Origin of the sequence: Lunatimonas lonarensis (genome assembly GCF_000390185.1) — a bacterium.
Taxonomy (GTDB): domain Bacteria; phylum Bacteroidota; class Bacteroidia; order Cytophagales; family Cyclobacteriaceae; genus Lunatimonas; species Lunatimonas lonarensis.
Map to the genome: position 1 here is coordinate 35,134 of NZ_AQHR01000022.1, position 22,916 is coordinate 58,049.

The window sequence follows — 22,916 nt, forward strand, 5'->3', positions numbered from 1 at the left end:
GGGGGAAGGAGAAACATCCTTCATGGAGTATTACCATCAGGAGTCCTTGGCATCGGGAACCCGTATCCGTGAAAAGCTCTCTGAAGCAGTGGAAAGCTCCATCAAACGGTTGGGCAACGGCTTCTTAAAACATCCCGATAACCATGAATTACGGGCCATGGTGCAGTCCGGGGAGCTGACGGGTAAACAATATTACCTCTACCTGCTGCGCCTGATCTACCGATTCCTGTTTCTGCTCGTGACGGAAGACCGCAGTCTGGTCTATCCGGAAAAGCGGGATGCCGAACTCACCCGACTGCGCAAGATCTATTATGACTTCTACAGCATGGATCGGGTTCGCAAGCTCGCCATTCGCAAGATCTTTGTGGAAGGGTACAAACATGACCTCTGGGAAAATATCAAGATTACTTTCCGTTTGTTTGAGACTGCAAAATATGGGGAAAAACTGGGAATCAAACCACTCGGTTCGGGGATTTTCCATCCCTCGGCATTAGGTGCTTTGGGAGATAGCAAACTGAAAAATGAAGATCTGCTTTTCGTTATCCATAGGCTTTGCTACTTTATGGATGAGGAACGCAAGCAATTGGTAAAAGTAAACTTCGGTAACTTAGACGTGGAAGAATTTGGTTCTGTGTATCAGGGACTCCTGGAGTTCGAGCCGGTATTTTCCGAATTGGAAACCTCCCCAAGCTTTGGTTTTATGGCAGGTACGGAACGTTCCACTTCAGGATCCCACTATACACCCGAGGAACTGGTTCGTCCGCTGATCCAGCATTCCTTGGAGTACATCATTCAGGACTGTCTCGAGAAGCCCGAGGAAAGGCTGAAACTTACTGCCCCAAACGCCACTAAACCCACCCTTCAGGAACGTGCCCTCTTGGCCATCAAAGTCTGTGATATTTCCTGTGGAAGTGGGCATATCCTCCTTTCTGCAGCTCGTAGGATAGGTACAGAATTGGCGAAGGTCCGAACCGGTGAAGATCAGCCCACTCCCACAGCCATCCGTCAGGCCGTGCGTGATGTGATACGGGAGTGTATCTATGGCGTGGATAAGAATCCACTGGCTGTAGAACTCTGTAAAGTAGCGTTATGGCTGGAAGCACATAACCCGGGAGAACCACTGAACTTCCTCGATCATAAAATCAAATGTGGAGATGCCATCGTAGGACTGGCCCATAAAGAAGAACTGGAGCGAGGTATCGCAGATGATGCCTTCAAAGCCCTGCCGGGAGATGACAAAAACATTGCTTCCCAATTCAGGAAAAGGAACAAAGAAGAGCGTGAGCGTAAAGATCAGCTCTCCATGGACTATTCTATGGATGTGAATGAAGCGGTCAATAAGGCCATCGAGCAGTTCCAACTCTTCAAAAACTTACCTGAACGAACTCCTGAGGAGATCGAAGCTAAGCAGAAGAAGTTTATGGAACTGAACAAGGGGACAACCTATGCCCGGCTGAAAAGCTTGGCGGATATGCAGGTCGCGCAGTTCTTTATCCCCAAGACAGCTGATCAAAAAGGCTATATCTGTACAGATGCCACCTATCGGAAGTACCTTCGTGAAAAGACGATCCCTACAGGAATGCCACCGGCCAAAGCAGAGACCTTAGCTCAGGAAAAAGGCTTTTTCCATTACTTTCTGGAGTACCCGGAGGTTTTCCAGGAGGGAGGATTTGATTGTATTTTGGGAAATCCTCCCTTTTTGGGGAGAAGAAAAATTACTGGAACTTTTGGAAACAATTTTCTTGAGTTCTTGAAACATCAATATCACCCTATAGGTGCAGAGGATTTAGTTACATATTTTTTCAGAAGGATTTTCTCAATCTGTAAGTTAAATGGATTTTTATCATTGATATCAACAAATACAATATCTCAAGGTGGTGCCAGAGAGTTTGGACTTGATGTAATAATTTCCAAAGGAGGAAAAATTAACCATGCTGTTTCAAGCATGAAATGGCCTGGCATTGCCGCAGTTGAGGTTTCGCTGGTTACAATTTATAGTGGTGTGTGGAAAGGAAATTACATACTTAATGGTAAGCAAGTTATTGGAATTTCAACTTATTTGGATAGCAGTGAGTCTCAAGTTCATCCCTTTACACTTATTAAGAATGTTGATTTAAGTTTTAAGGGTTCCGAACCTGCTGGAATGGGTTTTATTTTAACTAAGGAGGAAGCTGAAGAATTATGTTCAAGAGATAAAAGAAATTTTGATGTTATTTTTCCATACTTAAATGGAGATGATTTAAATAGCCAAATCGGATCTCTTGCAAGTAGGTATATTATTAATTTTTTTGACTGGGAGCTGGAAAAAGCAAAAATGTATCCAGATTGTTTTCAAATTATTGATTCAAAAGTTAGACCAGAAAGGCAAAGAAAGAAGAAAAATAAGGATGGATCTGAATCTACTGATTATCAACTTAGGTATCCGTTACCCCAAAAATATTGGATTTATGGAGAGAAAAGACCGAAATTATATTCTGTTATTAAGGATTTTAAAGAGGTTATAGTTACTGCGAGAACAAGTAATACTAATGCAATTGAGATTGTTCAAAATAATCAGGTTTTGAACGCCAATTTGACAATTTTTGGAATTCAAGGGTTTGATAATTTTTCAATTCTTCAAAGTAGCCTTCATTTTGCCTGGGCTTATAAATTCTCCACTAAACTTGAAACAAGGTTGATTTATCAGCCATCAGACGTTTTCGAGACATTTCCGTTCCCGGAAAATTCGAATATTAAATACAAGGATTATTTAAATGAAATAGGAGAACGGTATTACAAGGAAAGAAAGAAGTTGATGTTTGATATAAAGCTTGGATTGACTAAGTTTTATAATTTATTCAATTTAAGAGAGATTGATTACAGTGTTATAAAAAATGATTCAAAAAAATTCGAAAAGGACGTTTTGAGTTTTTGGACTCATTTTGAAAAGATGAATTTTAATTTTTCATGGGAAGAGTCAATAAAAAGGATTCTAATGCTTCGACAACTCCACGAACAAATGGACGAAGCCGTATTGGAAGCTTATGGCTGGACTGATATTCAACTTCGCCATGATTTTTATGAAGTGGATTATCTTCCTGAGAATGACCGGGTGCGTTACACTATCCATCCCGATGCTCGTAAGGAAATCCTTAAGCGACTGTTGGAACTGAACCATCAATACTTCGAGGAAGAAGCCAAGCAAGGCCTGCATAAGCAGAAAAATGTAGAAGCCTTCTACGAACAGAAAGGACAGCCTGTACCTGAGGAAGTGGCAAAGTGGTTTCAGAAGGGCAAAGGGAAGTCCAAAGGTTCCTCTTCAAAACCACCGAAAAAGAAGACAGCCGATAACCAACCGGACCTGTTTGCTGCCACCACACCCTTATTTGCCCAAGGCAGTAACCAGAAAATAGCCATCGGTTCCAAGGTCACAATCCGTAACGAGGAAGCCAAGGAAATGAAATACATTATCCAATCCACCGGAGAAAAAGGCAGCTTCACAGCAGATGGCTACAAAGTCATTTTAGCTGACTCTGGGCTTGCACAGGCTATGATGGGTAAGATGGAAGGGGACAAGTTTGAGTTTGGGGGTGTGGGGTATAGGGTATTGAAGATTAACTAATATGCCGGGTCGGAATTTTCTAGCTCACAAGGGTTCATTAACCGGTTTGGAAGGATGGGGCTGATATGCAGAAAAAATTGATGGATAAGATTGAGATGCTTGTTACCTTTTAATTATAAACTTAAATTTCAAAAATTATGGATTGGTCAAAGTACCCAAGCAGAATTAATAAGAATGGAGAAAAGGAATACTTTTTCGATGGTGATTGGTGTAAACCAGTAGACATGAATAACCTATCTCCTGCTGACATATTTTCTATTATTAAAATCCCAAATTGGATAAATGATTCTAATTACACGTATCTTGCTTCAGATGAAGCGATGATTGAAGGATGTTATAGGTTTGTGGAAATTGAGGAAGCCAAGCCAAAAGTGGCAGGTGATGTTCCAGGAAGATTTTTAGCAAAGGCTTTCTATAAAGAAAAACCAAGTGACTCTTACATAGATTCGCAGAATAGATATGCCTTGGTTACAGTCAGAATTAATCCTCTGCTAAATCGGGCTGCGAAAGGAAGTTTCATGGATTATGCAGCATCAGAAGGTAAAGTAATTAAAAAAAGTATTGATAGTTTCAAAATACTCTTTCACAAAAAAGAAATTCACCTCGAAAAAATCGAACTCGTAGAAAACTTACAATATAAAAACAAATCATATGTATACACTTGGCATTTCATAAAAAGCGATTCTTAAATCATACTGTTTAAAAGACCGGACATATCCATAAAAACACAGTCTACATACATGAATCCTTGGTAAATCATATCGAGTAAGCCATATCTATTCAGAAAATCCTGAATGAATATTAAGTATTAAACCGAAAGAAATATATTAATAGTAAATAGATACAACCCAATGGTAATCTGGAGAATAGGCATAGAATCAGAAAAAAAGAGTTCCCCTTCGCTACCGGAAGTGACTATCAAAGGAATACGAGAAGGTATTCAAGATCGGAATCACCATTCCTATTCAAACACCACCTTAGAATGGAAACAATCCAACGCTCAAAATTGACGGTCCTAACCTCGAGAACTACCATGAAAACCTACAAAGAACAAATCATTGACTGCATCAACGAGCTTTGGGAAGCAAGGGTAAAGGCGTTTGGCTGTATGGTCAGCTTGGCCATGGGAACCCATTTAAAGGAAATCAACGATGCGTTTGCAATCGGGGAGGTGTTCGAGTTTCAGTATGCGCACTTCGAAGACATCGACGACACCAATATCCAACGCCTGATCGCCCTTTGCAAAGAAATGGACGAAACCATTTCCAGCCGGATAACCATCACCGGTAATCCTTCGGATGTCCCCCAAAGTACTTTTTAAACGCCGCCGAAAAATGGGTGGCATGCTTATAGCCAAGCTGCTCCGATATATCCGCTATTTTCAGGTCTTTATCTTTGAGTAACGCCAACGCCTTTTCCATACGCTTGTCCATGACAAATCCATAAACCGTCTGCTGAAAAGCTTCTTTAAAATGACGCTTCAAATGGGATTCGTTGGTGCCTACCTCCAATGCCAATTTCCGCAAGCTGGGAGGGTTGGCTAGCTGACTTAGCAATATTTCTCTTGCCCTATGCATCTGCTGAAGTGCCTTCTCATCCATTAGCGAAGGCTCTCCCGAAACATCCACTTCCTGCTCCCTGTGTTGCATCAACATCAACAACAAAAATTCCAGCACCTTCATTTCCACCAAGTGCCGTTTAAAGCAGCCTTCGTATTCGTTAAATGCCAAGTTGCGCACAATCTGCAGCATCACTTCACCTAACTTGGTCTCCAAGTAGATCTGATAGCCCTGCTGATGGGAAGCTAACTTTTCCCAGCCCTGAAACCCATCTATTCCCCGCGCGACTTTCTCCAGGAGTTCCGGAGATAAAGAAATCAGCATCGCATCCACCGAGCTCCCCGGTAAGGACCCCGCCGAAAACTCCTCTCCGGCTAAGACCAATACGCAGCGACCTTCCAGCAATTCAAATGGCTGATCAGATTCCGAATAATGCAGCGCTATGCCCCCTTTGAGTACCACCCACAACTGGTAACAGCCCGCTCCGATCTGGATTTCCATCTGCTGAAACTTTCCCACTTCTCCTGTAAAATACACCAAGGAAACGCCCTCAGAACAGTACACGGTATGAGGAGAAAATTGCCCCGCACCTGAAAGAAAAGGTGGTTGGTCCCCTTCCGAAGAGCCGTTGTACACCAATTGAAGCCTGCTATGTGGATGTTCCCTTGTCACTTGGTCAGATAAATTTCCCTTTTCGTCATTTTAATTCCTCCTGCCGTCATTTTCATTTCCAGCCCACCGCTAGATTTGCAGCCGTAAAGTTAATCGTTTTTAGATTAAATCTAAATAATAATAATTTCGGTAAGATTATTTTAATCCACACAATCTCATGACACACACATACACGCTTTTTTGTGGGCTATGCGCCATAGTGCTGTTTGCTATGGCAAGTCCCGCGGCGGCCCAACGGGTACACGTCAACGGTCAGGTCAAAGACGCCTATACACGCGAGGCCCTTCCCGGAGCAACCATCCAATTGAAATCCAACCCTACCACTTCTGTTACAGACGCCGAAGGATACTTTCGCATGTACGCAAATGAGGGAGATACACTGATTGTCCGGTTCTTGGGGTATAAAGAAACCTACTTCATCGCCCCTTCTGACGAACAACTCCTGCAGCTTCGATTGGAAGAGGATGTTAACCAGCTCGCAGAGGTGCAGGTGACAGGAGCCTTGGGATTTTCCCGATCCTCCAAAGAGCTGGGGTCTTCTGCACAAGTCATAGACTCCGAAAACCTCAATCAGGGCCGTACGATAAACCCGCTATTTGGATTGGCATCCAAAGTGGCCGGATTGCGGATCAACCAATACGACAGCAAGGTAGATCCAGCAGCCATGATCGTGCTGCGTGGCACACGTTCCCTCCAGCGGGGTACAGGCATAGATGGACGATCAAACAACGAGCCCATCTACGTGGTGGATGGAGTACCCATCCCAAACATCAATCGCCTAAACCCGAACGACATTGAGAGCATCACCGTCCTGAAAGGGGCCAATGCAGCGGCACTTTACGGCTCAGAAGGTGTCAATGGTGCCATTATGATTACCACAAAAAGAGGCAAGGCAGGGCAAGGGGAGGTGAGCATCTCCAATACCACCACGTTTTCAAATGTGTACTTCCTGCCCGAAGCGCAGAAGATCTACGGCCAAGGCCAAAACGGCGTCTACAGTCCGACGGAGTACGAGTCCTGGGGTCCAAGATTTGACGGTACGCAACAGCCGTTTGGCCTTCCCCTACCCGACGGGAGCCAACCAATGATAAATTATGCCGCCCCAGCTCGGGACAACCGGCTAGACCTGTTTCAGACTGGCGTAAATGTGCAGAATGACATTTCTTTTTCCGGAGGGGACGAGGTAAGTACGTATTTCCTATCCGCACAGCTCGTAAACCAAAAAGGGATCATTCCAAAGGATGAGAACAACCGGATCAACTTGCGCTTTAACGGAAGCCGGCAATTCTCCAAGCTGAGCACATCCTATAACATCAACTTTATCCAAAACAAGAGCGATGTTACACCGGACGGTCCTTGGATAGCCAGCTACCGCATGCCTGCCAACTACAATTATGACTTGGTCCGCAACTGGGAACAGCCAAACAATCCCGGCAATCCCCTGAACTATTTTATCCCCAACGGTAGCTGGCTCCGAAGTCCCTACTTCCTGATAGACAACCTGCGTAACCAAAGCAACCAACAGATCCTAAACGGAAAGGTCGAGCTAAACTACCGCCTAGCGGACTGGATCGACGTCATGTACCGGGCAGGATATTATGGAAACACGGAAAGCAACCGGAACTACACCAATAAATTCGAAGCACCAGGTACACGAAACACGCCCGGGTCTGTAAACGATCAGAGTGTGAACTTTCAGCGGTTTAACGGGGACTTTATCCTAAGCATGAAAAAGGAACTGGGAGCCGTGAAAAGCCGCCTGCTGCTAGGACAAAACATACGCATGGATCACAGCAAGGCACACAATATCTCCTCCAACAACCTGCTGTACCGAGACATCATCAATCCCGGCAGTCGGGCGGGAGAGCTATCCGGAGGTTCCACCATCATGGAACAACGTTCGCTTGCGGTCTATGGTGAATGGATGACGGGTTACCGCGACCACCTGTTTGTGACGATTACTGGTAGAAATGACTGGAATTCCACGCTAAGCAGGGAAAACCGCTCCTACTTCTACCCAGGTATCAGCAGCTCCTTCATCGCCTCTGAAGCGCTCCCCTTTCTACGGCAAAACCGGCAAGTATCCTATGCCAAGCTGTATGCCTCTTGGAACAAAACCGGAAACGTAACCCTAAACCCCTATCAACTCAACAACCCCTACTCCCAGGCAAACGGATTTCCCTTTGGCAGCACCATCGGGTTTCTCCCCAGTCTGACAAACCCCAATCCGGCCATTCGACCCGAGTTTGTCACTTCTTACGAGGCGGGCATGCAGGTGGGGCTTTTCAATCACCGGGTGTACCTGGAAGCCGCCTACGTGTACGCCGATTCAGACGGACAAATCTCAAACGCCAACGTATCCCGAGCTACCGGCTATAATGCTATGCTAGTAAACTCCGGCCGTATGACCAACAACATCATTGAGCTCAGCATAAACGGGGACATCCTGCGCACGCTGGACACCAAATGGAACCTCGGCTTCAACTACACCTATACCAACAATGTAGTGAGGGAACTCTACGGTGGGGCGGAATTTCGGCAGAACTTCCGGCAGTCCTATGCCTTCGTGGGAGAGCAATTCCCATCCCTCTGGGTCAGTGACTACGCCCGGGATGAGCAAGGCCGGGTGATTGTAGATGCGCAGACCGGAGACCCCAAGGTAGCGGAGGAAAACGTGCTGCTGGGCCCCATGGTCCCACCCCATATGTTAGGTATCAACTCCTTATTCGAGTACAGGGGATTTTCCTTGGGATTGCAATTTGACTGGCGTATGGGAGCCTACTTCTACTCGGAAACGATTCCGCCCATGTACACCGCCGGTACGCACCCCACCACTGCTGCCTACGGAAGAGAACCCTTTGTCTGGCCAAATTCCGTCATCGAAACTGATCAGGGCACCTATATTCCTAATGAGAGCCTGATGACCTCGGGAGGCGGAAAGGAATTCTGGACCGCTCAAGGAGCCGTGCAAAGCAATACAGCCGCAAAAGCCGATTTCTTCAAACTTAGGGAATTGAACATCAGCTATCAGCTACCTACCGGGTGGTTTTTAGGGGGATCTTTTATCCGATCTGCTTCGGTGGGGCTTGTAGCCACCAACCTATTTATCATCACCCATGCCAGCAACAACATTGGAGATCCCGAATACCTGTACAATGCCACTGACGGCTACTACAGCTTTCGGCAGATACCACCTATGAGAAATTACGGTTTCACGGCAAATGTTACATTCTAATTCAGTTCTACCGATGCAAACTATCCGAATAAACGCGAAAATATACGTATTCCTTTTCCTGATCGTCCTTAACATCGGCTGCGATTCATTTTTGGACGTAAACGAAAATCCCAACGCACCCATTTCTGAAAACCTACCCCTTAGCGCCAAACTCCCGGCGGCACTGGTAGCAACCGTAAATCAGGAGGTGGGATCAATCAACCAAATTGGTGGATTTTGGGGAGGGTATTGGGGCACTAACAACGAGGGCGCCAACCTATTCTTTGACCTAAAAACCTACAACGGACTGGACATTCGGGACCAACGGGGCGGGATTCCCATTTGGGAAAACGGGTACAACAACATCCTTTACTTCAAACTCATCCAAGAGGAGGCCGAAGCAGAAGGAGACCTTTTCTACGTAGGCTCCTCCAAAATCATGCAGGGGTGGCTGTTCCTGAGACTAGTGGACTTTTACAACAATATACCTTTTGACGAAGCCGGAAGAGGGAATACCTACCTCAATCCTACCTACGAACCGGGGGAGCAGGTATATAGAAAGGCGGTCCAGTTGATCTCTGAGGGCATACAGGATGTAAAAAGCTCGGGCGTTATCCCTTCCCAAACCCATGGTGACGTGCTGTTTGGAGGACAAAAAAGCCTCTGGGCAAAGTTTGGCAACACGATCAAGCTCAGGGCACTGATCCGCCAAAGCGAAAAAGGAGACCCCAATTACATCAACTCCGAAATACAAGCCATTCAGCAAGAGGGCAGCGGGTTTCTACAACCGGGTGAATCCGCCAACGTGAATCCAGGCTACCTGAATACTCCGGGCAAGCTGAATCCTTTTTGGGCCAGCAATTACCGGGATGCCCAAGGCGCTTTTACCAGCAATCACCAGCATATTCGACCTACGGTCTATCTAATCAGTCAGTACGAATCCTTGAATGACCCACGGCTGCAACGGCTTTACACTGATGTAAATGGCACCTACCGCGGCGTCTTGTTTGGAAATCCGGATGCGGGGAATCCTGCCTATGCAAGAATAAACACCTCCGCATTCCGAGGCCCCGCAGAAAACGGCGGAAGCCCCACAGGAATATTTCATAGCTTCAACCAAAGCAGCGTGCTCCTTTCCGACACCGAAAGCTTGTTCCTTCAGGCGGAAGCGGTGTTACGGGGTTGGCTAAGCGGCGATCTCACTAGTTTACTACAGGAAGCCATAGCGTCATCCTTGGATTACATGAAGGTAGATGCACCAGGAAAATCAGCCTACCTGCTCCAAGAAGCCGCACGCTTAGACAGTGCGGAAAACAAACTGGAGTACCTGATCCTTCAAAAATGGCTAGCACTGAACAGCATAAGCAGCATAGAAGCTTGGAACGACCACCGACGGCTGGGCTTGCCCGAATTCCCGGCAACGATTGCCTCCGGTGTGGAGGGACGCCCGCTGCGACTTATGTACCCTGAGACAGAACGTGGCACCAATTACGAGCAGGTACTCGCACAAGGCAGCGACTTTACCCTTCGGGACAAGGTATGGTGGATGCCTTAGCCTAGCAGAAAAGTTTAAGACCACTGATAAAAATTACAAACAGATGAATTCGAAACAGATCAACCCTGGCATTTGGCCAAAAACCCGGAAATTTTTCAACGACGTCCATCTGTGGCTGGGACTGATAAGCGGTTTGGTACTGCTAGTCGTTTGCTTCACAGGCACTGTCTATGTGTACCACAACGAAATACGGGAAATGGGCGCTCCTCATTTGTATCACGTCAAGGCTTCCGCCGCTACGGCCAAGCTACCTTTGGACGAAGTCTTGGAAAAGGTTATCAAGCAACTTCCAGGAGAGCTCACGGCCGTTCAGGTTCCCCACGATCCCAAACGAACCCTGCAACTTTCCATACGGGAACAGAACGACAATAGCCGAGGTGGAACCACCTACTTTGTCAACCCCTACACGGCGGAGATCCTGGGCACATCAAAGGATCCCAACCGAGCTAATGAGTGGTTGCGTACGATGTTTAGTCTACATCGTTGGCTGATGCTTGACCGGATAGAAAAACCGCTGATTGGCGAGCTCCCCAACCGGACACTGGGAAGCTATATCACCGGTGCGGCGACTATCCTGTTCACGCTCGGTGTATTGACAGGAATCGTCATTTGGGTCCCCCGAAAGGTGAAAAACTGGAAACAGGGACTGAAAGTTAAATTGGGCGGTAGCTGGAAGCGGACCAATCACGACCTGCACAATACCCTCGCCTTCTACAGCGCAATCATTCTATTTATTATGGGTGTAACCGGCCCCTTTTGGTCGTTTCCCTGGTACAGGGAGGGTCTGCAAAAATCCCTCGGAACCTACCAGGAAGCCCCTGCCGGTGGACGGCCGGGCGGACGTAGCGAGAAAAGCGCCAATGACAGCCCACAGGCACCCCTGCTATCGCTAAATGCCTACCTCGCCGAAGCCGACAAACACCTCCCTTACCCGGGAGATTACCGCATCAATCTCCCCCGACCCGGAGCAGCAGAAATCAGCCTGACCAAGTCGAAAGTGGGATTCTTTGCGCCGGCCGCAGCAGACCGGATTACATTACAAACCAGCGATGCCGGTCTGAAAACACTGGATCTATTTTCAGAAAAGCCGTTCAACGAACGCGTATCCTCATCAATCAAAGCACTGCATATGGGTGACGTCTATGGAGGATTCAGCAAGATCATCTATTTTATCTCCTGCCTCATTGCCACCAGCCTGCCCATTACCGGGACACTGATTTGGATCAATAAAATGAAAAAGAAAAAACCGGGGACAAAACCACAGAGCCCCAAAAAAGGCAATACCGAGACCGCTCCAGATAACCAACCCACCTGGCATCGTGTGGCCAGAGTCCAATAGCCAACACGCTGACATTTTTTGAACTACTTTTCCCAAGGGGCTGTCGCTAACTGGCAGCCCCCCTTTGCTTTCAGTTCTCTACTTCCTGATTTCTAAAAATTATTTCTCTTTCTTTATTAGTGGACTTAATCATCTCGCCCAACACCTCCATTTTCAATTCATACTCATTGGCGTGTCTTTCGGGTGTCCCTTCTACGCCTAGGTAGTTATCTTTCATGTGTCTATAATTGTTTTTCAAAGGTCGGCAGACAGGGAATCCCGCCCTTCCGGCAAGGGGATTGCCGCGGCTTGATATTGATTCATCAAAAAAAAACCGCTAGTGCGGTGAAAACAGGAAAAAACCACTCACTGACATTCAGCTCTTTAGAATACGCTTGACAAAAATAAACATAGAAACCTTGGAAAATTGGGGTGGATGGGTTGAAGCCCGATAACTCAGCTGTAATCATTTTTTAATGGCATTCGCCATGCCCCGCTCTATTTATTCTTCCAGTTGGGCAGCCAGGGTCTGCTTTTCGTATAGCTCCGCATAGGATCCCTTCTGGGCTATCAACTCCTCGTGCGTGCCATATTCCAGCACCCTGCCCTCGTCCAACACCACGATGGCGTCCGCCAACTTGGCCGAAGAAACGCGATGCGAAATAATGATGGAGGTTCTTCCCTGCATGATCTTGCCCAGCGAATTGAGGATGGCATTTTCTGTCTTGGTATCTACCGCCGACAGGCAATCGTCGAGCAGCAATACGGCAGGTTCCTTCGCGATGGCCCGGGCAATGCTCACCCGTTGCTTTTGCCCTCCGGAGAGGGTAATTCCCCGTTCTCCCAACCGGGTGTTGAATCCCAGCGGAAAATCGACTATATTTTGGTACACATCTGCATCTTTGGCCGCCTTTTCCACCAGCCGACTGGTCACATCGGCTTGTTCCAGGCCAAACCCGATATTATTGGTAATGGTGTCACTAAACAAAAAAACATCCTGTGGCACATAGCCTATCTGCTGCCTTAACGAGGCTATATCGTAGCTCTCTATAGGTCTACCATCAACAAGGATTTCCCCATCCGTGACGTCGTACATGCGCATAAGCAAATTGGCAATGGTGGATTTTCCCGAGCCGGTGGTACCGATGATGGCCAATGATTTCCCTTCTCCTATATTGAAACTGACCCGATCCAGTGCTTTTATGCCTGAGTCGGGATATACAAAAGAAACATCTCTGAACGCGATACCCCCCTCAATCTGAGTAGCCAAGCATTCCTTACTCACGATGGGGTTTGTTTCATCCAGAAACTCATTGATACGCGTTTGGGAGGCGGCGGCACGCTGCACGATGCTGGTCACCCAGCCCAAGGAAGTAACGGGCCAAGTAAGCATGTTCACATACAGAATAAACTCTGCGATAACCCCGTAGCCGATCGCCCCGGACATCACCTGTTGTCCTCCAACAAATACGGTTATGATCGTACTGAGACCAATCAAGCCCAGGATCAGCGGGTAGAACAAGGACTCTACCTTGGTCAACCGAATCGACTTTTCCTTATATTCTTCACTTGCTTTTTGAAACTCATGGGCACTGTCCTCTTCCCTGACAAAGGCCTTGATCACCCGTATTCCTGAAAAGGCCTCCTGAACAAAGGTGCTTAGATTGGAGAGACTCCGCTGAATCTTCTCCGAACGCTCGTTGATCATGTTGTTCACCACATAGATACTGATGGAGAGCACGGGAAGCGGCAACAGGGAGTAAATGGTCAGAGGTACGTTTACCGTCAGCATATAGGCAATAACCATGGGAAAAAGTACCACTAGGTTAATTCCATACATCAATGCGGGGCCCACGTACATTCGGACACGACTGACATCCTCGGTAATGCGGGCCATCAAGTCGCCGGTGCTGTTACGGCGGTAAAAGGCAAGTGGAAGGGATTGGTATTTTTCGTAAATTTCATTCTTCAGGTCATACTCCACCAACCTGGACATCGCGATGATGGTCTGCCGAATAAGAAAAAGGAAAAATCCCCTCAGCAGTGCCATCCCAAGAATCAGGCTACCAAAAACCACGATAAACTTCAAAAAAACCGCCCGGGCCTCCCCTGCAAGCTGACTTTGATCAAACAATTGGTAATACGAAAAGCTCTCAACCACATAATCTATGGCAATGCGTACCAACTGCGCAGGAATAATTACAAATACATTGGAAATGATCGTAAAAACGAAACCCAACAATAGGTACCACTTGTACTTGAGCAAATACTTATTTAATCGCCAAAGAGGTTTCACAAAACAAAAATCTAGTTTTTAAGCATAATTATTCATTTGGTTCCATTCGACAAACTCACATTACAGTCAAAAAACACATAATTTCACAACCGTTTTTGGGCTGTTCGAGGGCTTAAATATAACACAATCCAAAAACCAAAGTTCACACATCCCAAATTAAAACCCAAGGTGCCCACCCCTATTTGCCTCGTTGCAATGGGCACACGCAAAAATACGGAGTCGCGCCCAAGGTGGACGATGTAGCTCTGCTTTTTGGCGTTTCCTTTATCGATGGAGTAAGTTGGGTTATTGCCAACCGGCGGAAAGCCCCTTGTATACGGAATTATCCAGCTTCGGACGATTTCTATCCGAAAATAACTTAAATTTGCGATCATTAACGTCCTGTAATGCTAAATCGAAGAATACTAAGAGTAAAGGCTTTTCAATCTTTGTACGCCTACCATCAGTGCAAAGCATCCAATTTCAACCTTTCGGTAGATCTGATTAAAGAATCCTTTCAGCCTGACCTCAACAGCATGGAAGTACAGGATAAGGTGCAGTTAAAGAAGGACGCAGAGCTTTGCGTAGCCCTTTTCACCAGAAGCCAAGATTCTCGATCACTTGTTGGCGAAGAAAATCTCGACCTCAAAATCAAAAATGTCGCACTAACGGCACTGGGCCAGTACCATAAGCGATGTGAAACCGACTTGTCCTTCTTAAGGACCAACATGGTGACAGCGGCGGAACGGATCCCTGGCCTATACCTCTACGCGATCGGAATCCTTCTGGCATTCAGAAGGCACGTAGAAAAAGACGTTGAGAAACGCCGGAAACTTTCCGTAGACCGGGAGACAACGGTGGCACCGGGTGAAGATAACCTCGCGAAAAACCAACTTCTTGCCTATCTGGAAAACGATTCGCCGATCCGAAGCGAGTTTATACGTCACCATGTCAAGCTCGATGATTGGAAGGAGGAGATCAAACAGTGGTTTAGGGATTATGTAAAGCCCCAAGAGGATTATGTAGCTTATACCCGTTTGATGGCACCTACGATCGAGGAGGATCGGGCCATTAGCGAGGCATTGCTCAAAAAGGTCATCTTTAAAAACGATGCCATATTGAGCGTATTTCAAGAGCTGGATCTGAATTGGACAGAAAACAAGTCAGTGGTCAGAAGTTTGGCATTAAAAGTGCTGAAAAATGTGGACATGGATCAGGAAGACTCGTCGGCCATATTACCGGAACTAGCGATTAATTGGGACGAGGACAAGGAATTCTTTCAGAATATATTTAACTTGACCGTGGATTCTGAAAAGGACTACAGTGAACTAATTGCCCAAAAGGCCCAGAACTGGGATATTGAACGGATAGCTCTCACGGACAAGATCATCATTACCATGGCCCTTACCGAAATGGTCAACTTCCCGAGCATCCCCGTCAAGGTCTCGATCAATGAGTACATCGACATCTCCAAGACGTACAGCACGCCAAAAAGCAAACAGTTTGTAAACGGGCTTTTGGACGTGTTGGCAAAAGAACTAACCGAATCTGGCAAAATACGTAAAAGCGGTAGAGGGCTTATCGACAATAAATAAGAAAACTATGAGCAATAAGGGAAATTCATTTTTCGCATTCCTGCTGGGAGCGGGAATCGGTGCCACTTTGGGAATATTATTCGCACCCGACGCCGGGAACAATACGCGTGACAAATTGAGTTATCAGTTGACAAAGTACAAAGACGAATTGGAGAAACTCGTCAAAGAACTGGTGGAGGGAAAAACCCTGGCGTCAAGTGAGGCAAAGTCAGAAGGGCACAAGGTAATTTCGGAAGCGAAAACAAAAGCCGAAAACCTGTTGAACGATGTCAATAAATTGATTGACCAAATTAATCAGGAAAACAACAACTAATTCATATCATGTACAGAAACGTCTATCTAGCTTTTGCACTAATGGCTGTCTCGCTGGCAGCTTTCAGTTGCAACAGCAAAAGCACGGAAGAATCCGAACGAATCAAAGCACTGGAAGAAAAAATCTCCCAGCTGGAGCAAACTTCCATAGCTACCCCCACAAGTGCCCAGAACGTACAGCCTGCGGATCCCAGTACCGTAGGTGCGTTTGATTTCCAAACCATGGAGTACGATTTCGGTACCATCCCGGAGGGCGAAGTTATAGAGCATGTCTTCTCTTTCAAAAACAGCGGCCAGGCACCCTTGGTGATTTCAAACATACAGGCTTCCTGTGGCTGTACCAGCCCTGATTGGACCAAGACCCCCATCAAACCCGGGGACGAAGGCTTTGTAAAGGTGGTGTTCAACTCAGCCGGCAAAACAGGGGTACAAAGCCCAACTGTGACGATTCAGGCAAATACAACGCCAAATGTAACCCGTCTTCGACTCAAGGGCACCGTAAACCAGCGGACTGCCTCTGCCGAAAAACCATCCCTAGGACCTGTTAAACGATAGAAATGTTAAACGTAATTTTATTGCAGGCCGGCGGTGCCGGTGGCGGCATCATGGGGCAGGTTTTCCTGTTCGGCAGTATCATACTGATCATGTATTTCTTTATGATCAGACCCCAGCAGAAAAAGCAAAAGGAAACCACCCTGTTCATCAACGAAGTCAAAAAAGGTGATCAGGTCGTAACCGTCGGTGGCATTCACGGTAAAGTCTACTCCGTGGAAGGTGACACCATTTTGCTTGAATTGGACAAAGGCTTGAAACTGAAGATTGAAAAATCCGCACTTTCGCTGGATTACACGAAAAAGATCAAAGAAGAAAAATAAGGGGTCACGGTGGGCAAGTTTGGCAAGTTTTTGGAAAAACTGAAACCGGAGGCATCTTCAAACCTAAAAGTGGTGGTATTGTGCGTGGTCACAGCTACCACTTTTTGGCTTTTGAATGCCCTTAACAAAGACGACTATACCACGATAGTTCGTCAACCCATCGCTTTGTCCTATGACCAAACGGAGTACATGGCAGTGGCACCACTACCGGAACAGGTATCCATTGAGATCAATGGAAATGGATGGGATCTGCTCCGAAAATACTTCAAATTCAAATCCACGCCATTCACCATCCAAATAGAAGACCCCTCCAAGAACGGCTATGTCCTGGCCAGAACCTTTCAACGGGAGTTGGCCGAAAACCTGGCTCCCACCCAGCTTGTGAGCATCATCCAGGATACCATTGCCTTTAGAATTGACAAAATCATATCAAGAAAAGTAACCATCGTACCCGATACCTCTGAAAACATCCTTTCAAAAAACATCCGGTTTGGTTCCCGATTTTCCATTGACCCCCAACAGGTAACGGTCAGAGGGCCTATTTCCAAAATCCAGGATTTGGAGGGGGTTTGGAAGGTTGATCTGGGTGAGCAAAACATAAACCAAAACTTCTCTAAGCTACTTCCCCTTACCGTGCCACGAAGCCTCCGAGATTACTTATCCCTAGATGAAGAGTCGGTCTTGGTGGCATTCGACGTAATCGAATTCACCGAAGGAGACCGGGTGCTGGAAGTACAGAAAACCTTCTTTCCCGCCAACGTAAAAACCAAGCCTGAAAACGGAAAGGTGAAGCTAAACTACTTGGTAGAAGCAACAAAACAGGAGGACTTTGAAAAATTGGATCTGAAAGCAGTGCTCAACTACAATAACCGAAACCGGGAAGACAGCACCGTGTCGGTAACGCTAAGCAGCAACCCTGCCTACCTCGAAATTATCAGCTTTGATCCTCCTGAATTCAAACTAGTCTATGATTGACAATAAACCCCGAATGGTCGGGATTACCGGGGGCATAGGTGCGGGCAAAACCCTTGTAACCAAACTTTTCGCGCTATTGGGTGTGCCTGTATACCGAGCCGACGACCGGGCAAAGTGGCTTATGACAAACCATCCCCCGCTGAAGCAACAGATCTTGGCTGCCTTCGGAGCGGAGTCCTTCCTGTCAGACGGAAGTCTAAACCGACCATTTTTGGCATCACGCGTTTTCAGCGACCCCTCCAATACAGAGGTAATCAACAAGCTGGTGCATCCTTGTGTCGAAGAAGACTTCAAAAAATGGACAGAAAGCCAGCCTTATCCGTACGTACTGAAAGAAGCTGCCCTTCTTTTCGAATCCGGATCATACCGTAGCCTGGATAAAATCATCACGGTAACCGCCCCTGAAAGCTTGCGGGTATTCCGAGTATTAATTAGGGATCCGCACCGAAGCAAATCTGACATAGAAAAAATCATGGAGAGGCAGTGGCCTGAGCAGCAAAAAAAGGAAAATGCCGACTTTATTATCGAAAACGATGAGCGGATAATGGTCATCCCCCAGGTACTGAAAATTCATCAGCTCCTGATGCAGCCATGAGCTATCAGGCTATTTTTTCAAGGGAAATTTGGTCCAGATAAAACTTCATTCGGGTATGACGATGATTCAGGAAATCGATTTTGTCAATCCGGTCATGCTTATGGTTATAAAATACCTCCACATATTCCTGTCCCAATAGATACAGGTTTACTTTGTACGCATAGTACCGTATAGCCACCACAAAGGTGCCCTCCTCGTAGAGTTTTTGGATTTTCCGTTGCAACGACAATCTTTTAAAGTCCTCCCTACTCATATGAATTGTCCAAGAGCTTTTTCAGGTGCTTTAGGTTCCAATGGGCATACACTGGAAGCAGCCTACATATGTTTTGTGCTAAATTAACTAATTTTCCCCTATAGTTCCTAACCCTCCATCCCAGGCCGACCATTTTTTGGCAAATCCCCACCCATACTATTTTGGACATTTACTCTTGCTTTGATTTTGTAAAAAAGGTTCTAACCACTATACTTGACCCAAAATCAAAATTCACCCCATGCGTCTACACACCGGTCGAATAGGCCCGCTCCTGATCAAGCTGATAATCCTGGGCTCGCTGGCAGGGTCTTTCTCCTGTTCTTCTACCAAAAAAATACGGAATCAAAACATTCAACAAGTGGTAGATACCGCAAAGTCCTATCGCGGCACTCCCTACCGGTATGGCGGCACTACCCGTGCTGGAATGGATTGCTCCGCACTGGTGTACCTATCTTTCCGAAGCGTTGGCGTGACCCTGCCGCGTACTACGGAGGAACAGAGCAAAGTAGGGAAAAATGTACCGAAGAGCAAATTGGAAAAAGGGGATGTGGTGTTTTTTGCCACGGGCAACCGAAGAGGGAAGGTAACCCATGCCGGGATAGTGACCCAAACAGGGCGGGGAAACGTGCAGTTTATCCATTCCTCCACCTCCCTGGGAGTCACCGAGGACAACGTCTTTTCAAATTACTGGTCCCGACGATTTATTCGCGCCAGAAGGGTTTTTTAATCCCTGGAATGCCTGCTTAAAAAAATAATCTTACCGTAAAATCAGGGATATACGATGACTTATAAAAAATTGAGGTAAAGTGGATTAATTTTTAAAACATCCTTTGGTATTAATCTTTATTAACTAATTTTGCATCCTAATAAAAAAGTTCAGTTCCTTTTCATCTTAAAATATCAAAATGGCGAATACTGGTAAGATAACTCAAGTCATTGGACCTGTGGTCGATGTTTCCTTTGAGGGAAGCGCTCTGCCGAATATTTTGGACGCACTTGAGATTACTAAAGAAAACGGTGTCAAAGTAGTTTTGGAGGTTCAACAGCATCTTGGTCAAGACCGTGTCCGAACCATATCCATGGACTCTACCGAGGGTATGGTTAGAGGAATGGAAGTGAGCGACCTAGGGGCTCCTATCTCCGTTCCAACGGGGGAGGGCATCAAGGGTCGTTTGTTCAATGTAATCGGTGAAGCAATCGATGGACTTCCTCAGCCGGAAAGTGGCAAACGTCTTCCTATCCACCGTTCCGCTCCCAAATTCGAAGACCTTTCCACTTCTACCGAAGTTCTTTATACCGGTATAAAAGTAATTGACCTCATCGAACCCTATGCCAAAGGCGGTAAAATCGGACTTTTTGGTGGTGCCGGTGTGGGCAAGACCGTTTTGATCCAGGAACTGATCAACAACATTGCCAAAGCTTATTCGGGTCTTTCCGTTTTTGCCGGAGTTGGTGAGAGAACCCGGGAAGGAAACGACCTTCTTAGAGAAATGATTGAATCTGGCATCGTTACCTACGGAGAAGATTTTATCCACTCCCTGGAAGAACATGGTGGATGGGACCTATCCAAAGTAGACGTGAAAAAATTGGAGGACTCCAAAGCAACATTCGTGTTTGGACAGATGAACGAGCCTCCAGGGGCCCGTGCCCGAGTAGCCCTAACTGGCTTGACCTTGGCGGAGTACTACCGTGATGGAGATGGAGAAGGTGCTGGCCGTGACATCCTTTTCTTTATTGACAATATTTTCCGCTTTACCCAAGCAGGGTCTGAAGTATCTGCACTTTTGGGAAGGATGCCTTCCGCGGTGGGTTATCAGCCTACCTTGGCCACAGAGATGGGTGCGATGCAGGAGCGGATCACTTCCACTAAAAACGGATCCATTACCTCCGTACAGGCCGTTTACGTACCTGCGGATGACTTGACTGACCCGGCTCCGGCTACGACCTTTGCCCACTTGGACGCCACTACGGTACTTTCCCGAAAAATCGCCGAGTTGGGAATCTATCCTGCCGTGGATCCCTTGGATTCTACCTCCCGAATCTTGGAGCCAAGCATCTTGGGTGATGAACACTACAACTGTGCTACCCGCGTGAAGGAAATACTACAGCGCTACAAGGAACTTCAGGATATCATTGCCATCTTGGGTATGGAAGAATTGTCCGAAGATGACAAGCTCGTTGTGCACCGAGCCAGGAGGGTGCAGCGTTTCCTTTCCCAACCTTTCCACGTTGCCGAGCAGTTTACCGGCCTGAAAGGTGTTTTGGTTGATATCAAAGATACCATCAGAGGCTTTAACATGATCATGGATGGTGAATTGGATCACCTGCCAGAGGCTGCGTTCAACCTTGTGGGAAGTATTGAAGATGCCATCGCCAAAGGCGAAAAGATGATGGCGGAAGTAAAATAAATAAGTTGCCCATGGGGGGTCTCCGTAACGACACCCCATTTTAACAATATGCTATGCACCTAGAAATCATTACTCCCGATAAAAAAATATTCGAAGGAGAAGTTTCCGAAGCTTCGTTTCCCGGAGCGGACGGATCGTTTCAGGTATTGAAAAACCACGCGCCCATCGTATCAGCGTTGGCAAAAGGTTCTGTTTCCTTTTCCACTTCAGAGGGGACACGTACCCTCCAAGTAGATGGAGGTGTGGTAGAAGTAAACGACAACAAAATCATCGTATTGGCGGAGAAGGTGTTGGTATAACCTACCCTTCCTATTATCAAAAAGGGCGGCCCATTGATTGGCCGCCCTTTTTTCGTTTAAGAGCTTGGTAAAATTGATCAAGAAACATCTCCAAAAATCCCCGTTTCAAAACCGTCTAAACTTTTGGTGTTTTTCTCCGACCAATAGGCTTCTATTCCTTCCGGTCCTTGCTTCTCAGCCCAAGCAGCAAGCATAGGGCGTTCTTCTTTAAAATCCATCAATGGAACCGCGAACCCACAGGAAGTCTGCACCAGCTCGATAGCTAGCTCCACCACCTGTCTGGCGCCTGAAATAGTCGGGAACAGTCCCACCAACTCCCGAAACTCATTGTCTTTGGGATGAAATACCTTGGCGGTACCATACAACCTCAAAATCATTGGCTTCCCTTCAAAGGCACAAAATAGGATAGTCATCCGAGGAAGTTGGCGCAGATGCGCAGCCGTCTCATTGCCGCTTCCGGTAAGATTGAGCCAGACAACCCGGTTATCGTCCAAAACCCGCAGCGTATCCATCCCTTTCGGGGAAACGTTGACCCTGCCCTCGGCCGCTGCCGTGCCGACAAAAAAGATCTTTTGAATCCGTATAAAGTCAATCAACTCTTCGGTCAATATCGGCATCCTTTTTCCCATAAGTTCGAATTAAATCCCCGTTTCAAAAACAATTATACCATCCCCCAGAGCCCCAACAACAAATAAATCCCCGCCGCGATGGAAGCCCCCAATATGGGCCCTACGATGGGCACCCAGCTATAGGCCCAATCGCTGCCGCCCTTGCCTTTGATGGGCAGGATGGCATGCATAATACGCGGCCCCAAATCCCTCGCAGGATTGATGGCATATCCCGTGGTACCACCCAGCGAAAGACCGATCACCCAAACCAAAAAGGCTACCGGCAAGGCGCCTAAAGAACCCAGACCTATGGGCGTATTGTTACCGTCGTTGATGACAGGATCCGTAGAATACAGGATGACAATGATCAGCACGGAAGTGCCCACGATCTCGGAAACAAGGTTTGAACCGTAATTTCTGATGGCTGGCGCGGTACCAAAGGGAGCAAACTTTAAGCCTGGATCAGGTGTGGCATCAAAATGATCCTTGTATACCAACCAGGCAATGCCCGAACCAAACATTGCCCCAAGCACCTGCGCAAGCACATAGTGAGGAACCATGCTCCACGAAAAATCACCCGTCAATGCCAGCCCTACGCTTACGGCCGGGTTGAGGTGTGCCCCACTGTATGGGCCGGCTACTACCACTCCAATAAAAACCCCCAGCGCCCAGGCCGTGGTGATCACGATCCACCCCGAGTCAAACCCTTTGGTCTTGTTCAGGACCACGTTGGCAACGACCCCGGAGCCCATGGCGATCAACAGGGAGGTTCCTACAAATTCAGCAACAAATGTCGTCATAG

General features: G+C 46.9%; 21 protein-coding genes. 15 read left to right on the forward strand and 6 right to left on the reverse strand.

What is annotated here, in order from left to right; translation table 11 throughout:
- Nucleotides 1-22: 22 nt before the first annotated feature.
- The 3 genes from ADIS_RS02830 to ADIS_RS02840 all read left to right on the forward strand — a co-directional run bounded on the left by ADIS_RS02830 (nucleotide 23) and on the right by ADIS_RS02840 (nucleotide 4,922).
- Complete coding sequence (locus ADIS_RS02830; RefSeq protein ID WP_238325362.1) at nucleotides 23-3,601, forward strand: Eco57I restriction-modification methylase domain-containing protein; 3,579 nt, start codon at nucleotides 23-25, stop codon at nucleotides 3,599-3,601.
- A 137-nt stretch (nucleotides 3,602-3,738) separates the two neighbouring features.
- Nucleotides 3,739-4,290 carry a hypothetical protein gene (locus tag ADIS_RS02835; protein ID WP_035804457.1) on the forward strand — a complete coding sequence of 184 codons (552 nt, stop codon included), beginning with the start codon at nucleotides 3,739-3,741 and terminating at the stop codon, nucleotides 4,288-4,290.
- 344 nt (nucleotides 4,291-4,634) lie between these two features.
- Nucleotides 4,635-4,922, forward strand: a complete 288-nt coding sequence (locus tag ADIS_RS02840; protein WP_010852789.1) for a hypothetical protein — start codon at nucleotides 4,635-4,637, stop codon at nucleotides 4,920-4,922.
- On the opposite strand, the gene ADIS_RS22155 is transcribed toward ADIS_RS02840, so the two are convergent.
- Nucleotides 4,882-5,832, reverse strand: coding sequence for an AraC family transcriptional regulator (locus tag ADIS_RS22155; RefSeq protein WP_051113246.1), 951 nt, complete (start codon nucleotides 5,830-5,832; stop codon nucleotides 4,882-4,884). The genes ADIS_RS02840 and ADIS_RS22155 overlap by 41 nt on opposite strands.
- Nucleotides 5,833-5,989: 157 nt before the next feature.
- Between ADIS_RS22155 and ADIS_RS02850 the strand changes: the two genes are divergently transcribed.
- From ADIS_RS02850 to ADIS_RS02860, 3 genes are read left to right on the forward strand one after another with little or no spacing between them, the layout of a single operon-like run.
- Nucleotides 5,990-9,067, forward strand: a complete 3,078-nt coding sequence (locus ADIS_RS02850; protein WP_010852791.1) for a SusC/RagA family TonB-linked outer membrane protein — start codon at nucleotides 5,990-5,992, stop codon at nucleotides 9,065-9,067.
- Nucleotides 9,068-9,080: 13 nt separating this feature from the next.
- Nucleotides 9,081-10,601 (forward strand): SusD/RagB family nutrient-binding outer membrane lipoprotein, encoded by a 1,521-nt coding sequence (locus ADIS_RS02855; RefSeq protein WP_010852792.1) that lies wholly within the window; start codon nucleotides 9,081-9,083, stop codon nucleotides 10,599-10,601.
- Nucleotides 10,602-10,644: 43 nt separating this feature from the next.
- Nucleotides 10,645-11,940 (forward strand): PepSY-associated TM helix domain-containing protein, encoded by a 1,296-nt coding sequence (locus ADIS_RS02860; RefSeq protein ID WP_010852793.1) that lies wholly within the window; start codon nucleotides 10,645-10,647, stop codon nucleotides 11,938-11,940.
- Nucleotides 11,941-12,010: 70 nt separating this feature from the next.
- Here ADIS_RS02860 and ADIS_RS22885 read toward each other — a convergent pair whose 3' ends face one another.
- A complete protein-coding gene (locus tag ADIS_RS22885) occupies nucleotides 12,011-12,157 on the reverse strand; it encodes a hypothetical protein (RefSeq protein WP_010852794.1) in 147 nt (48 codons plus the stop codon).
- A gap of 264 nt (nucleotides 12,158-12,421) precedes the next feature.
- On the reverse strand, nucleotides 12,422-14,215 hold the full coding sequence (locus ADIS_RS02865) for an ABC transporter ATP-binding protein (RefSeq protein ID WP_035804459.1): 1,794 nt from the start codon (nucleotides 14,213-14,215) through the stop codon (nucleotides 12,422-12,424).
- 386 nt (nucleotides 14,216-14,601) lie between these two features.
- Here ADIS_RS02865 and nusB point away from each other — a divergent pair, with 386 nt between their 5' ends.
- From nusB to coaE, 6 genes are read left to right on the forward strand one after another with little or no spacing between them, the layout of a single operon-like run.
- Nucleotides 14,602-15,789 (forward strand): transcription antitermination factor NusB, encoded by a 1,188-nt coding sequence (gene nusB / locus ADIS_RS02875; protein ID WP_010852798.1) that lies wholly within the window; start codon nucleotides 14,602-14,604, stop codon nucleotides 15,787-15,789.
- Nucleotides 15,790-15,796: 7 nt separating this feature from the next.
- A complete protein-coding gene (locus ADIS_RS02880) occupies nucleotides 15,797-16,102 on the forward strand; it encodes a YtxH domain-containing protein (RefSeq protein WP_010852799.1) in 306 nt (101 codons plus the stop codon).
- Between the two features lie 8 nt (nucleotides 16,103-16,110).
- Entirely contained in the window at nucleotides 16,111-16,656 is a 546-nt protein-coding gene (locus ADIS_RS02885; protein ID WP_010852800.1) for a DUF1573 domain-containing protein, read from the forward strand.
- 2 nt (nucleotides 16,657-16,658) lie between these two features.
- Complete coding sequence (yajC, locus tag ADIS_RS02890; RefSeq protein ID WP_010852801.1) at nucleotides 16,659-16,976, forward strand: preprotein translocase subunit YajC; 318 nt, start codon at nucleotides 16,659-16,661, stop codon at nucleotides 16,974-16,976.
- 9 nt (nucleotides 16,977-16,985) lie between these two features.
- A complete protein-coding gene (locus tag ADIS_RS02895; protein WP_010852802.1) occupies nucleotides 16,986-17,951 on the forward strand; it encodes a YbbR-like domain-containing protein in 966 nt (321 codons plus the stop codon).
- Nucleotides 17,944-18,546 (forward strand): dephospho-CoA kinase, encoded by a 603-nt coding sequence (coaE, locus tag ADIS_RS02900; RefSeq protein WP_035804463.1) that lies wholly within the window; start codon nucleotides 17,944-17,946, stop codon nucleotides 18,544-18,546. The genes ADIS_RS02895 and coaE overlap by 8 nt, the downstream gene beginning before the upstream one ends.
- Nucleotides 18,547-18,550: 4 nt before the next feature.
- Here the strand turns inward: coaE and ADIS_RS02905 are convergent, their stop codons facing one another.
- Nucleotides 18,551-18,799 (reverse strand): hypothetical protein, encoded by a 249-nt coding sequence (locus ADIS_RS02905; RefSeq protein WP_035804466.1) that lies wholly within the window; start codon nucleotides 18,797-18,799, stop codon nucleotides 18,551-18,553.
- A gap of 238 nt (nucleotides 18,800-19,037) precedes the next feature.
- On the opposite strand from ADIS_RS02905, the gene ADIS_RS02910 reads away from it, so the two are divergent.
- From ADIS_RS02910 to atpC, 3 genes are all read left to right on the forward strand, one after another.
- Complete coding sequence (locus tag ADIS_RS02910) at nucleotides 19,038-19,526, forward strand: C40 family peptidase (protein WP_010852806.1); 489 nt, start codon at nucleotides 19,038-19,040, stop codon at nucleotides 19,524-19,526.
- A 178-nt stretch (nucleotides 19,527-19,704) separates the two neighbouring features.
- Entirely contained in the window at nucleotides 19,705-21,207 is a 1,503-nt protein-coding gene (atpD, locus tag ADIS_RS02915; RefSeq protein WP_035804468.1) for a F0F1 ATP synthase subunit beta, read from the forward strand.
- Nucleotides 21,208-21,260: 53 nt separating this feature from the next.
- A complete protein-coding gene (atpC, locus tag ADIS_RS02920; protein ID WP_010852808.1) occupies nucleotides 21,261-21,506 on the forward strand; it encodes an ATP synthase F1 subunit epsilon in 246 nt (81 codons plus the stop codon).
- A 77-nt stretch (nucleotides 21,507-21,583) separates the two neighbouring features.
- Here atpC and ADIS_RS02925 read toward each other — a convergent pair whose 3' ends face one another.
- Both ADIS_RS02925 and ADIS_RS02930 read right to left on the reverse strand, forming a co-directional pair.
- Complete coding sequence (locus ADIS_RS02925) at nucleotides 21,584-22,135, reverse strand: pyridoxamine 5'-phosphate oxidase family protein (RefSeq protein WP_010852809.1); 552 nt, start codon at nucleotides 22,133-22,135, stop codon at nucleotides 21,584-21,586.
- A gap of 32 nt (nucleotides 22,136-22,167) precedes the next feature.
- Nucleotides 22,168-22,914, reverse strand: coding sequence for an MIP/aquaporin family protein (locus ADIS_RS02930; protein ID WP_010852810.1), 747 nt, complete (start codon nucleotides 22,912-22,914; stop codon nucleotides 22,168-22,170).
- Nucleotides 22,915-22,916: the final 2 nt, after the last annotated feature.